We start from the raw sequence: 12,448 nt of genomic DNA, 5'->3' as shown, positions 1-12,448 counted from the left end.
TCGAAATGAAAGATTGCTGTAGCGACAAGAAACCGGATGGCGGTTTTGACCTGCTTGTCATCGGGGCGGGATCTGCCGGATTTTCCGCAGCGATTACGGCGGCCGAGGACGGGGCCAATGTTGCCTTGATCGGGCATGGCACCATTGGCGGCACATGCGTCAATGTCGGTTGCGTGCCGTCAAAGGCGATGATCCGTGCGGTCGAAATCATGCATTCCGCCACAGCGGCCAGCCGGTTTGACGGGATCACGGCAACGGCCAAGGTTACCGACTGGGCCGCTGTTGTGCGCCAGAAACAAGCACTGGTGGACGATCTGCGGGCGGCGAAATACATCGACGTTCTGCCCAATTACGATGCCGTGACCTACATCGAGGGGGCCGCGCAATTTCAGGCCGATGGCAGTGTTTTGGTCAACGGTCAGGCGATCAAGGCAGGCAAGGTGATAATTGCCACAGGATCACGCCCGCATGTGCCCGATATTGCCGGTCTGGAGGGCATCGACTGGCTGGACAGCACCACCGCGCTGGAGCTTGAGGTCCTGCCGCAGTCGCTGATGATCATGGGCGGCGGATATATCGGGGTGGAACTGGCCCAGATATTTGCGCGGGCGGGGGTGGAAGTGACCATTGTCACCCGTCACGGCCTGTTGCCGAATGCCGAGCCGGAAATCAGCGCCGCATTGACGGGGTATTTTACCGACGAGGGAATCACGGTTCTGGACGGGCTGACCTATGGCAGGTTCAATCAAACGGGCGGGCAGGTCAGTTTGCAGACCATGCAGGCGGGCAAGCCGCTTGCCGTGACAGCCGAACGTCTGCTTTTGACCACAGGGCGCGTGCCCAATACCGATGCTTTGGCGTTAGAAGTGGCGGGGATAAAGACCAACCTACGCGGCGGCATCGTGACCGATGCACAGATGCGCAGTAGCCTTGCCCATGTCTATGCCGCTGGCGATGTAACCGGGCGGGACCAGTTTGTTTACATGGCTGCTTACGGGGCAAAAATTGCTGCGAAAAATGCAATCCTTGATGCGGGGCTGGCCTATGACAATTCGACCATGCCCGCCGTGGTGTTTTCCGACCCGCAAGTGGCCAGCGTCGGCCTGACCGAAGCCGCTGCAGGGGCACAGGGCATTGAAACCGTCACCTCGGTTCTGCCGCTGGAACATGTTCCGCGCGCCCTGGCGGCACGCGATACACGCGGGTTGATCAAACTGGTGGCGGACAAGAGCAGCAAGAAACTGTTGGGGGCACATATTCTGGCACCGGAAGGGGCGGACAGCATCCAGACGGTGGCAATGGCGCTGAAGGCAGGGATGACCTATGACGACCTTGGCGCGATGATCTTTCCCTATCTGACAACGGTTGAAGGGCTGAAACTGGCCGCGCAAACCTTCGAGAAAGACGTCGCAAAGCTAAGCTGCTGCGCCGGATAACGGCACACTATGCTGCCTTCTCCATCGCCCACAGCTTCGCCGCCCCGTCATACAGTCGCCGCATAATCTGCATTTCCGACACCCCCAACCGTGCCGAAGGGGATATATCGACCAGCCCGTCCGCCCCTGCGTCCGAATGCTCACCCCCTGCCCCGCGCACCGCCAGACCCAACCCTTTGGCAGCGTCGGTAATGGCGGACAGGTCTGTGCCGCCCTGGGTCACTTTGGGCAGTTTCATATGCAGGCTGGCGCGCATACCCGCGCCCAGATTGGTCGGACAGGATGCAATCGCGCCGTATTTGCCGGACATGGCGAATTCGGGCAGCAGCCCTTCCAGCACCGTCAGCCCCGCATGCAGGCGGTCAAACAGCGCGTTCAGGTTGCCACCCTTTTGCATCGCCATGATGCGCAGGTGGTCTTCTTCACCGACCCAGACCAGAAAATCCTGATCTTCGGACACATACATGCCGCGCCCATAGGGCCAGTCGCCGGAAATCCCCGCGACGTTCAGGAAACGGTCGTTGCTCATGTCCTTGAACATCTGGTGGGCGGCAACGCGGCGGTCGTATTCATCCGCGCTGATCTCGTGCGGTGAACCGGGGGTGATCGACAGGTATTCGCCGCCGAAGGCCGGATTTTCTGCCAGTTTGGCAAAGGCATCCGCCGCAAGGCTTTCAAACGCCACCCGCTGATCCCTGTTCATCGCGCCGGGCAGGGGAAAGGACGCCGCATTGCGCGCCACGCGCACCCGCATGGAAACATCTTTCAGCGCCGGATCAATCCCGCCCAGATCACAAGCCGCCTGCGTCGTGTTCCAATCATGCGGCTGGGCAATCGGGGTATCGTCAGGGATGCCGTGGAAATCATGGATCAGCGCATCGAAGAACGGCGCGAAATCGGCATAGTCCTGTGCGTCCATCGCATAGGCCCCCATCGAACTGTCGGGGTTGGCAATGCCCGAGGCGATGATTTTCAGCAGGCGCTGTTGCAGGGCCGGTTCCAGAGCGCGGAAATACGCCATATCGAAATGGCGTGCCATCAGGTTGTTCGGATGGGATTGTCTGATTTGGGCAATCTGTGCGATCGGGTCTTGTTTCATGGTTTTGTCCTTTGTCCTAATCATTACGCGGCACCTTGGCACGGCAGCGCCGGGCCGCGCCCGACCCTCCCCACGGGAGGGCGCATTGCAGCGTTGCATTAGGCACAACGCCCTGCGTATCCTGACAGCCCGTTTTCAACCAACAGCAGGCGGCACCCTCCCAGGGTCAGGCGCGGCCCTCTGTTGCAAGGTTCTCCAAACCCTAGGCCCGATGCGCCCCGTCCGCCAGCGTTTTCACAAACGCCAGCACATCCGCCACACTATCGCCTGCCGCGATCCGGCCGACGATGGCCGAGCCAACAACCGCCCCGTCCGCCACCTTGGCCACCGCTTCGGCCTTGTCCGGTGTGTTGATGCCAAAGCCCACGATCACCGGAATATCGGTCTGCGACTTGATCCGCGCCACTTCGGGGCCAACGTCTGCGGCATCGGCCTCGGCGGCGCCGGTGATGCCGTTGATCGAAACGTAATACAAAAACCCCGAGGTATTTTGCAGCACCTTTGGCAGGCGCACGTCATCAGTCGTAGGGGTTGCCAGACGGATAAAATTCAGCCCCGCCGCCTGCGCCGGAATGCACAATTCGCTGTCTTCCTCGGGCGGCAGGTCCACCACGATCATCCCGTCGATCCCGGCCTCTTTGGCGTCCACCAGAAACCTGTCCACCCCGCGATTGTAGATCGGGTTGTAATAGCCCATCAGCACGATCGGCGTTGTATCATCGGTTTTGCGAAATTCCCGCGCCATATCCAATGTGCGCTGCAAGGTCATTCCCGCCGCCAGCGCCCGTTGACCGGCCAGCTGGATCGTCGGGCCGTCGGCCATCGGATCGGTAAAGGGCAGACCCAGTTCAATCACATCCACCCCCGCCGCAGGCAGACCTTTGACGATTTCCAGAGAGGTGTCAAAATCAGGGTCCCCCGCCATGATGTAGGATACAAAGGCCTTTTTACCTTTGGCTTGCAGTTCGGCGAATTTGCGGTCGATCCGTGTCATCTGGGCATCCCTTATATTGAATACGCCCTGATGTGCCCAAATTCCCGCCGAATTGCAATCCTTCAGCGGGCCTTGCCTGCCGGTATGGGGCTAAAACCTGTGATGATAGCGTAACAATACCCCGTTCACCCCCGGATTTCGCGACGCGGTCGAGGCGTTCGATTTATGCATCGCCGCAAAGGAAATACTGTCACCCGAGTTCAATTCATACCCCAGCCCCAGCAACAGCCGGATTTCAAACGGGCTTCCCAGATCATTACCCGGGCTGGATTCATTGAAATACCCCGGTGCGATGCTGCCCTCGATATACCAGCGATTGTCGAAATCATAAACGCTGGACAGGCCCACCCCGACAAACACATCGCCCGTGGCATGGCCTGTGACAACGCCCATATAGCGCAGGCTGAAACGGTTGCGGGTAAAGAAAGGCTCGCTGTGCAACTCGAACGATACGATCGAGCCACTGTTTGAATTGGCATCATGAAACAGACTGCTGCCCGCACCCAACACCCATTCCCCTGCCGTTGCGGCGCTGGCGATAGATGCGATAAATGCCGATAGTGCTAGAAGTTTTCTCATGGGATCCTCCCGGGGTTATGGGTGCCTCTTCAGCCTAGAAGCCGCGGACAGCTCACACAATCCGCCCTACCCCGAACGTGTTACCGGGTGATTTTCCGTTATTAACAAGTGAGTTACCAGAAAGTGAGTGGTGCAGGGAATGTGGAATGAAAAATGTTTCCGTCGCACATAGGGCGAAGTGTTAATCCGGTGAGACAAAGGCAGTCCCGCAGATAACCGCCGCTGGCTTGCGTCTGTTTGCCTGACCGACTAGAAGCGGCGGGAAACTGGATCAAGGATCAAACCATGGGCTTTAAGATGGGTATCGTCGGGTTACCGAATGTCGGCAAATCCACATTGTTCAACGCGCTGACGAAAACCGCCGCCGCGCAGGCCGCGAATTTTCCGTTCTGCACGATTGAACCCAATGTCGGCGAAGTGGCCGTGCCCGATGCGCGGCTGGACAAGCTGGCGGAAATTGCCGGCTCCAAACAGATCCTGCCCACCCGCATGACATTCGTTGATATTGCCGGGCTGGTCAAAGGCGCGTCCAAGGGCGAAGGGCTGGGCAACCAGTTTCTGGCCACGATCCGCGAGGTGGATGCGATTGCCCATGTGCTGCGCTGCTTTGAAGATGGTGATGTCACCCACGTCGAGGGGCGCGTTGATCCGGTGGCCGATGCTGAAACCATCGAAACCGAATTGATGCTGGCCGATATGGAATCGATCGAAAAGCGCCTGCAGGGGCTGGTGCGCAAGGTGCGCGGTGGCGACAAGGACGCGGTGCAGCAGGAACGTCTGCTAAAGGACGCGCTGGCGATGCTGGAAAGTGGCAAGCCCGCCCGTCTGGTCGAGGTGGACGAAGAAGACGCCAAAGCGTGGAAAATGCTGCAACTGCTGACCACCAAGCCGATCCTGTATGTTTGCAATGTGGAAGAGGATGCCTCGGCCAAAGGCAATGCCCATTCCGCTGCCGTGGCCGAAATGGCCGCTGCCGAGGGCAACGCGCATGTGATCATATCGGCCGCGATTGAGGAAGAAATCAGCCAGCTTGAGCCGGAAGAGGCCGAAATGTTCCTGTCCGAAATGGGGCTGGAAGAACCGGGTCTGGATCGCCTGATCCGCGCCGGTTACGAATTGCTGCATCTGGAAACCTATTTCACCGTCGGCCCCAAAGAGGCCCGCGCCTGGACCATCAGACAGGGCACCCTTGCCCCGCAGGCCGCCGGTGTCATCCACGGCGATTTCGAAAAAGGCTTTATCCGCGCCGAAACGATCGCCTATGACGATTTTGTCAGTTTGGGCGGCGAATTGGGCGCCAAAGAGGCGGGAAAAATGCGGGTCGAGGGCAAAACCTACGAGGTGCAGGACGGCGACGTGATGCACTTTTTGCACAGCAGTTGATTTTGACAGACCTGCCCAGATCCTTGCGGGGCAGGTCTTCCATTTTGAATTCAGAAGCGTTTTGACAGACCTACCCGTATGATATCACTGTCAAAATCGGAGATATAAGGAGCATCCGTCTGATAGGTTTCCTTGCCGAAATCCATGTGCATATATTCGACGCGGTAGTTCCACGGACCGGAGCGCCATTTCCCCTCGACCCCCAGCCCGGCCACCCAGCCGGTTGCTGTATTGGTATCGGGAAATACCGTTCCACCGCTGTTGGTGGTTGAAAATTCCATCCTTGCAGCAGCAACACCGCCGGTCAGATACAGCAGGGTTTTCCCGCTTTCGACCCCCACGCGCCCGCGCAAAGTGGCCAGCGCGCTGATCTCGGCCTTGCAAGTCCAGGTTGGATTGTTACACGGTTGGGATGCGTCCAGCCGGCCAAAGGACAAATCCCCTTCAATCCCGTATACAATCCGGCCCTTGCTGCCATTCCAGCCAACAAACCCGCCAGCAATAGCACCGTTAACATTATCGACCCCACCTGGCAGGTTGATATGGGTCATGTCTCCGTTTCCATATCCCAGAGTTAGCCCCCAATACCGCCCGTCAAAGGCAGATTGTGCGTATACCGACGTGGCTGACAACAAGCCCAATCCAAGGGCTGCAATACCGAATTTCCACATTATTCCAATTCCCTATCCTTAATACTTCTGCCGGATTACCGGCTGTTAAAGTTTAAAACTTGTGCTAAATGCTGAATATGATCGGGATCAAGAATCGACGCATATTCTGCATCCGATTCCGCATATTTCCCGTATTTGCCACTTTGCGACAATAACACCGTTGTTTGCGCGCTTTGGCTCGCCTATCAATCATCCTGAAAAGTTGTGATCACCAAAGGGGACTCCAGATGAAATCCGTCAAAGACTATATCCGCACCATCGTGGATTTCCCGCACGAGGGGATCATGTTTCGCGATGTCACCACCCTGTTTGCCGACCCGCGCGGGTTTCGCATGGCGATTGACCAGATGCTGCACCCCTATGCCGGTATGCAGATCGACAAGGTTGTGGGGCTTGAGGCGCGCGGCTTTATCCTTGGCGGGGCGATTGCCCACCAGTTGACCGTCGGCTTTGTGCCGATCCGCAAGAAAGGCAAACTGCCCGGTGCCGTGATTTCCGAAGCCTATACGCTGGAATACGGTGAAGCGGTGATGGAAATGCACGACGATGCAGTCAAGGCGGGCGAACGTATTCTGGTGGTTGATGATTTGCTGGCCACCGGCGGCACGGCTGCGGCCGGGATCAAGCTGATCGAACGGTTGGGCGGCGAGATCGTCAGCACATCCTTTATCATCGACCTGCCGGAACTGGGCGGGCGCAAGGTGCTGGAGGACATGGGTATGGATGTGCATGTCCTGTGCGAATTCGAGGGGGCGTAAACCTTTCCTTAAGCAGAATCACGGCAAACCTGTCTTGTCTGTTTGGGAGCAGACCTCTGTTTGCTAGACTAGATGAACGCCCCGTCGCCCCCCGACGGGGCGTTCGCTTTTGCCGTTGCCTCACCCCATTGTGACCCCGCAATCCCTGCGCTTTTTGTTGTGTAATCTGGACAAGCTTTGCCCAACCCGTTACCCCTAGAAAACTGGTATCGGAACACCATCTACAAAGGGTCGGGAATGATTGGTAAATCTACTTTTCTGCTGTCGCTGATGACAGCCCTTTTCCTCGGGGCTTGCGGGAAATATTCAAGTGGCCCCCCTACCCCCGGCAACAATCAGATCGCGGAACTGGCGCAAGCCATTCAGGCGCTTGGCCCCGATGTCGATCCCGAGGAAGCCCAGCGCGCGGCTTATGTGGCGTTTACCTACCCGCTGCAACTGGCCAGGGAATACCAGATCACCGACCCGCCGATTATCCATAATATCAAGGTCAATCAGGGCCTGCGCCCGCGCGGGCTGTGCTGGCAATGGGCACAGGATATGGAAACACGTCTGGCGCAGGAAAATTTCCAGACACTGGAGCTGCACCGCGCCATCGGCAATTCCGAAAAGGCCCTGCGGATCGACCACAGCACCGTTGTGATCAGCGCCAAGGGTGACGGCATGTATGACGGTCTGGTGCTGGACCCGTGGCGCTGGGGCGGCAAGCTGTTCTGGGGCGACCCCAAGCTGGACAAAAAATACGAATGGATCCCGCGCCAAAAGGTGTTTGATTTGAAACGCGGGCGCCGTGATAGGCGTTCGTTGGCAGCAGGCTAAAGAACCGCCCCGGGATTCATGATCCCCGCAGGGTCCAGCGCCGCCTTCACCGCCCGCATGGCCGCCAGTTTTGCCGGATCAGTATAGCGTGCCAGATCAGCGACCTTCATCCGCCCCACCCCGTGTTCGGCGGAAAAGGATCCGTCATAGTCATGCACCAGATCATGCACCGCGTCCTTGATGGCACCGCGCAAGGGGTCATATTCGGACCGGTCGCACCCCATCTGCGGGAACATGTTGTAATGCAGGTTGCCATCGCCCAGATGGCCAAAACAGTTGATGCGAAAATCGCCGATCTTTGCCAGCACCTGCGCCCCGCGCTCGATAAATTCCGGTATCACCGACAGCGGCAGCGCAATATCGTGCGACGCGATCGAGCCGATCCGCTTGTTGGCCTCGGGGATGGTTTCGCGCACCGCCCAGAAATCGGCCCGCTGCCCCGCCGATTGCGCGATTACCCCGTCGCTGACCAGCCCGCGTTCAAAGGCATCGGCAAACAGCCCTTCCAGCATGTCGCTTGCCGATTGCCCGCGCGCCACGCCCAGATCGACCAGCACCACCCATTCGGGAATGTCGTCAAACGGCAGGCGTATGTCGGGCATGGTTTCGGACAGGAATTGCAGCCCCATGCCGTTGATCAGTTCAAACGCCGAAACGGTTTCGCCACAATGTTCCTGCGCCAGTGCCAGCAGCTCCAGCGCATCGGCCGGTGACCCCACCACCATCAGCGCCGCACCCTCCTCGGCCGGCCGCGGGAACAGCCGCAGGGATGCCGCAGTGATCACCCCCAACGTGCCCTCGGCCCCGATCAGCAGATCGCGCAGATCATAGCCGGTGTTATCCTTGCGCAGCCGTTTCAGCCCGTGCCAGATATCGCCATTCGGCAGCACCGCCTCCAGCCCCAAACACAGCGCGCGGGCATTGCCATAGCGCAGCACATTCACCCCGCCCGCATTGGTCGCCAGATTGCCGCCGATCTGGCAAGACCCCTGCGCCGCCAGCGTCAGCGGGAACAGCCGGTTTACATCTTCGGCGGTGGTCTGGATGTCCTGCAACACCGCGCCGGCCTCGGCCACCAGCACGTTTTCGGCGGGCCGGATGTTGCGGATGGAGTTCATGCGTTCCAGCGACAGGATCACCGGTGCCGGCCCTTCGGGCAACACCTGCCCCCCGACCAGCCCAGTCCCCCCGCCATAGGGCACCACGCCCACCTGTGCGGCGGCACAGGCGCGGATCACGGATGCCACTTGATCAACCGTTTCAGGCGCCACCAGCACCCCTGCCGTGCCCTGATACCGCCCGCGCGGCTCTTCCAGATATTTCGCGGAAAGGGGGCGGAATACGGCCTCCGGCAGTTGCCCGCGCAGGGTGGTTTCAAAAGCACTGTCAGCAGGGTTCAGCATTTGATATCCCGTCCTCGTTTTACAGCCCGATGGCTGCCCCGGACCTGATCCGGGGCCTCTTGATCGCCGGTCATCAGTCCACGGTGGTCTTCCCCCGCCGGTCCCCGCGCAGATTGGCATAGAGCACATGATTGCGCCAGCGCCCGTCGATCTGAAGGTAGCTTTGCGCCACCCCTTCGTATTTGAACCCCGCCTTTTCCAGCACCCCGCGCGAGGGGGTGTTTTCGGGCAGGCAGGCGGCCTCGATCCGGCTCAGGTCCAGCGTGGTAAAGGCGTAATGCACCAGCGCCGCGATTGCCTCGCTCATATACCCCATGCGCGCATAGGGCTGGCCGATCCAGTAGCCCAGCGTGCCCGCCTGTGCCGGTCCGCGCCGGATATTGTCCAGCGTGATTGCGCCCAGCAACACGCCATCCGCGCGCCGTTCCAGAAACACCGGCACCGCCGACCCCGCGTTGATCGAGCGTTGCGACCAGTAAACGCGGTTGGAGAACCCCTTGCGGGTCAGGTGGTCCTTGCTCCAGGTCGGCTCCCACGGGGTCAGAAACTCGGCACTGTGGCGGCGCAACGCGGTCCATGCGCGAAAATCGGAATGGTGCGGCGGGCGCAGAGTCATCCTTTCAGACTCGATCCGGATATTGCGCCGCCGTCGAAACATCAGGCCACCAGTCGCGCTTTGATATCGGCCAATGTTGGTGCGTCCTGAACCGGCCCATACAGCGCCAGCGCCGCATTGGAATTTTCCGCCATGGCACCGGCAAAATCGCGCACCTTGCGCATGTCCACCGCATCGATCATTTCGACCGTTTCGGCCAGCGGCGGCACCCGATCCCAGATCGACACCAGCCGCGCCAAACGTTCGGCACGCCGCTCGGGGCTTTCCAGCCCCATCAACAGCCCCGCCTTCATCTGCGCCCGTGCGCGGGCCACCTCGGCCTCCGACATATCATCGGCGGCGCGTTTCATTTCATCCACCACCAGCAGCGCCAGCTCATGCACCTTGTCCCCGCTGGTGCCCGAATAAATCGTCATCAAGCCGCTGTCCGAAAACGCGCCGGCCTGCGCAAAAATCGAATAGCACAAGCCCCGCTTTTCCCGCGCCTCCTGAAACAACCGCGAGGACATGCCGCCCCCGAATGTGGATGCGAAAATCTGCGCGGTGTAGATATCGGGGTTGCGGTAATCCGGCCCCTCCAGCGCCAGCGTGAAATGTGCCTGCTCCAACTCCTTAATCTCGCGGCGTTCATCACCAATGAAACGGGCCGCATCTGCCACCACACTGTCGCGGCGGGGCAAATGGCCAAACAGCCGCTCGGCGGTGCGCACAATCGCATCGTGATCCACATCCCCCGCCGCCGACAGGATCATCTGCGCCGGACCATAGCGTTCTGCAACAAACCCCTTCAGATCATCACGCCCGAAACCGCGCACCCGTTCCGCCGGTCCAAGGATCGGACGGCCAATCGCCTGTTTCGGATAGGCCGCCTCTTGCAGCCAGTCGAACACCACATCATCCGGTGTATCCAGCGCCTGCCCGATTTCCTGCAGGATCACCCCGCGCTCGACCTCGATTTCCGCCGGATCAAACACCGGATTCAGCATAATATCCGAAATCACATCCAGCCCCAGCCCCACATCCGCGCCCAACACGCGCACGTAATAGGCCGTCATCTCGCGGCTGGTATAGGCGTTGATAAAGCCGCCGACGTCCTCGATCGCTTCGGCAATATCCAGTGCGCTGCGGGTTTTGGTGCCCTTGAAGGCCATATGCTCCAGAAAATGGGCAATGCCGTTTTGCTCGGCCCGCTCGTGGCGGCCACCGGCCATCACCCAGATGCCAAGCGACGCCGATTCAAGGCTGGGCATGTTTTCGGTGACGATGCGAAACCCGTTGTCCAGGGTGTGGAATTTAACGCTCAAGAGGAAATCCGATCCGAAATAAGTTTGGTCAATGCGGCCAGATGGTTATCGACCTCGGTAAACCGTTCTTTGCGCGCAAACAGATCCCCCATGCGGGCGGGCAACGGCGGGTGGATGCCGCAGGCCTCTTCCACCGCGGCGGGGAATTTCGCGGGGTGGGCGGTGGCCAGCGTGATCATCGGCTCGTCCCCCAAATGCTCTTCGGCCACTTTCACGGCAACGGCGGAATGGGGGCACAGAACCTCGCCGGTGCGGGCCAGCATGTCTTTGATCGTGGCCATGGTTTCCTGTTCGGACGCGCGGCCCGACTGGAACGTCTCGCGCAGCATGTTGATGGCCCCTTGGCTGATGGTGAATTCGCCGCTGTTCTTCAACTCGTCCATCACTTGCGCCACAGCGTTGCCATCGCGCCCGTAGGCGTCAAACAACACCCGCTCGAAATTGGACGAAACCTGAATATCCATCGACGGGCTGATGCTGGGCGTCACGCCCCTGGTGCTGTAGGCGCCGGTTTGCAAGGTGCGGTGCAGAATGTCGTTCTGGTTGGTGGCAATCACCAGCCGGTCAATCGGCAGGCCCATCTGCCGCGCGATATAGCCCGCAAAGATGTCACCGAAATTGCCGGTGGGCACGGTAAAACTGACCGACCGGTGCGGCGCGCCCAATGCGGTTGCGGCGCTAAAATAGTAAACCACCTGTGCCAGTACACGGCCCCAGTTGATCGAATTGACCCCGGCCAGATTCACCCGATCGCGAAATTCGAAATCGTTGAACATGTCCTTCAGGCGCGCCTGGCAATCGTCAAAATCGCCATGCACCGCCAGCGCGTGCACGTTGGATTCATCCGGCGTGGTCATCTGGCGGCGCTGCACATCCGACACACGGCCATGCGGATACATGATGAACACATCCACCGCCTCCAGCCCGCGAAACGCCTCGATCGCCGCTGATCCGGTATCGCCCGAGGTCGCGCCGACAATCGTCACCCGCTCGCCACGTTTGGCCAAAGCGGATTGAAACAACTGACCGATCAGCTGCATTGCAAAATCCTTGAAGGCCAGTGTCGGGCCGTGGAACAGCTCCAGCAGGAAATGGTTCGGCCCCAGTTGCACCAGTGGTGCGCGCGCATCATGGCCAAAGCCGTCATAGGCCCGCGCGATGATGTCGGCAAATTCCTGATCCGTGAAACTGCCCTCGACAAAGGGGCGCATCACGCGAAACGCGATTTCCTCGTATGGCAGCCCCGCCAGCGCCGCGATGTCGCCCCTGGACATCACCGGAACCGTCGCCGGAACATACAATCCGCCGTCACGGGCCAGCCCCGTCAACATCGCCTCTTCAAAGCTCAGCTCGGGGGCTTTTCCACGGGTCGAGATATATCGCATG

General features: G+C 59.7%; 12 protein-coding genes. 4 read left to right on the top strand and 8 right to left on the bottom strand.

Annotated elements, in window-relative coordinates:
* The first annotated feature begins 5 nt into the window (after window positions 1–5).
* Window positions 6–1,436, top strand: coding sequence for a mercury(II) reductase (merA, locus tag BAR1_RS03625; protein ID WP_118941756.1), 1,431 nt, complete (start codon window positions 6–8; stop codon window positions 1,434–1,436).
* A 7-nt stretch (window positions 1,437–1,443) separates the two neighbouring features.
* Here the strand turns inward: merA and BAR1_RS03620 are convergent, their stop codons facing one another.
* From BAR1_RS03620 to BAR1_RS03610, 3 genes are all read right to left on the bottom strand, one after another.
* The gene (locus BAR1_RS03620; protein ID WP_162891657.1) at window positions 1,444–2,535 is read right to left on the bottom strand and encodes a phosphagen kinase; all 1,092 of its coding nucleotides are present in this window, start codon (window positions 2,533–2,535) and stop codon (window positions 1,444–1,446) included.
* A 202-nt stretch (window positions 2,536–2,737) separates the two neighbouring features.
* A complete protein-coding gene (gene trpA, locus BAR1_RS03615) occupies window positions 2,738–3,529 on the bottom strand; it encodes a tryptophan synthase subunit alpha (protein ID WP_118941754.1) in 792 nt (263 codons plus the stop codon).
* A gap of 90 nt (window positions 3,530–3,619) precedes the next feature.
* Window positions 3,620–4,108, bottom strand: a complete 489-nt coding sequence (locus tag BAR1_RS03610) for an acyloxyacyl hydrolase (protein WP_118941753.1) — start codon at window positions 4,106–4,108, stop codon at window positions 3,620–3,622.
* Between the two features lie 285 nt (window positions 4,109–4,393).
* Between BAR1_RS03610 and ychF the strand changes: the two genes are divergently transcribed.
* Entirely contained in the window at window positions 4,394–5,491 is a 1,098-nt protein-coding gene (gene ychF / locus BAR1_RS03605) for a redox-regulated ATPase YchF (protein WP_118941752.1), read from the top strand.
* A 50-nt stretch (window positions 5,492–5,541) separates the two neighbouring features.
* On the opposite strand, the gene BAR1_RS03600 is transcribed toward ychF, so the two are convergent.
* Window positions 5,542–6,162 (bottom strand): outer membrane protein, encoded by a 621-nt coding sequence (locus BAR1_RS03600; protein ID WP_118941751.1) that lies wholly within the window; start codon window positions 6,160–6,162, stop codon window positions 5,542–5,544.
* A gap of 227 nt (window positions 6,163–6,389) precedes the next feature.
* Here BAR1_RS03600 and BAR1_RS03595 point away from each other — a divergent pair, with 227 nt between their 5' ends.
* Window positions 6,390–6,920, top strand: coding sequence for an adenine phosphoribosyltransferase (locus tag BAR1_RS03595; RefSeq protein ID WP_118941750.1), 531 nt, complete (start codon window positions 6,390–6,392; stop codon window positions 6,918–6,920).
* Window positions 6,921–7,157: 237 nt separating this feature from the next.
* Complete coding sequence (locus tag BAR1_RS03590; protein WP_228408718.1) at window positions 7,158–7,739, top strand: hypothetical protein; 582 nt, start codon at window positions 7,158–7,160, stop codon at window positions 7,737–7,739.
* On the opposite strand, the gene BAR1_RS03585 is transcribed toward BAR1_RS03590, so the two are convergent.
* The 4 genes from BAR1_RS03585 to thrC form a co-directional block, all read right to left on the bottom strand.
* Window positions 7,736–9,142: an FAD-binding oxidoreductase gene (locus tag BAR1_RS03585; protein ID WP_118941749.1), complete on the bottom strand. Its 1,407-nt coding sequence runs from the start codon at window positions 9,140–9,142 to the stop codon at window positions 7,736–7,738. The genes BAR1_RS03590 and BAR1_RS03585 overlap by 4 nt on opposite strands.
* 73 nt (window positions 9,143–9,215) lie before the next feature.
* The gene (locus BAR1_RS03580; RefSeq protein WP_118941748.1) at window positions 9,216–9,800 is read right to left on the bottom strand and encodes a GNAT family N-acetyltransferase; all 585 of its coding nucleotides are present in this window, start codon (window positions 9,798–9,800) and stop codon (window positions 9,216–9,218) included.
* A complete protein-coding gene (locus BAR1_RS03575; RefSeq protein WP_118941747.1) occupies window positions 9,800–11,062 on the bottom strand; it encodes a M16 family metallopeptidase in 1,263 nt (420 codons plus the stop codon). Before BAR1_RS03575 ends, BAR1_RS03580 begins: the two co-directional genes overlap by 1 nt.
* Window positions 11,059–12,447, bottom strand: a complete 1,389-nt coding sequence (thrC, locus tag BAR1_RS03570) for a threonine synthase (protein WP_118941746.1) — start codon at window positions 12,445–12,447, stop codon at window positions 11,059–11,061. Before thrC ends, BAR1_RS03575 begins: the two co-directional genes overlap by 4 nt.
* Between the last annotated feature and the right edge of the window lies 1 nt (window position 12,448).

This window comes from Profundibacter amoris (genome assembly GCF_003544895.1).
Taxonomy (GTDB): Bacteria; Pseudomonadota; Alphaproteobacteria; order Rhodobacterales; family Rhodobacteraceae; genus Profundibacter; species Profundibacter amoris.
The sequence above is the reverse complement of the archived record's forward strand: the minus strand, read 5'-3'. Positions and strand labels throughout refer to the sequence as shown.

Bases quoted from the DNA above. Each gene is read 5' to 3' on its own strand.
- merA (WP_118941756.1), top strand. From the start codon at position 6: ATGAAAGATTGCTGTAGCGACAAGAAACCGGATGGCGGTTTTGACCTG.
- BAR1_RS03620 (WP_162891657.1), bottom strand. From the start codon at position 2,535: ATGAAACAAGACCCGATCGCACAGATTGCCCAAATCAGACAATCCCAT.
- trpA (WP_118941754.1), bottom strand. From the start codon at position 3,529: ATGACACGGATCGACCGCAAATTCGCCGAACTGCAAGCCAAAGGTAAA.
- BAR1_RS03610 (WP_118941753.1), bottom strand. From the start codon at position 4,108: ATGAGAAAACTTCTAGCACTATCGGCATTTATCGCATCTATCGCCAGC.
- ychF (WP_118941752.1), top strand. From the start codon at position 4,394: ATGGGCTTTAAGATGGGTATCGTCGGGTTACCGAATGTCGGCAAATCC.
- BAR1_RS03600 (WP_118941751.1), bottom strand. From the start codon at position 6,162: ATGTGGAAATTCGGTATTGCAGCCCTTGGATTGGGCTTGTTGTCAGCC.
- BAR1_RS03595 (WP_118941750.1), top strand. From the start codon at position 6,390: ATGAAATCCGTCAAAGACTATATCCGCACCATCGTGGATTTCCCGCAC.
- BAR1_RS03590 (WP_228408718.1), top strand. From the start codon at position 7,158: ATGATTGGTAAATCTACTTTTCTGCTGTCGCTGATGACAGCCCTTTTC.
- BAR1_RS03585 (WP_118941749.1), bottom strand. From the start codon at position 9,142: ATGCTGAACCCTGCTGACAGTGCTTTTGAAACCACCCTGCGCGGGCAA.
- BAR1_RS03580 (WP_118941748.1), bottom strand. From the start codon at position 9,800: ATGTTTCGACGGCGGCGCAATATCCGGATCGAGTCTGAAAGGATGACT.
- thrC (WP_118941746.1), bottom strand. From the start codon at position 12,447: ATGCGATATATCTCGACCCGTGGAAAAGCCCCCGAGCTGAGCTTTGAA.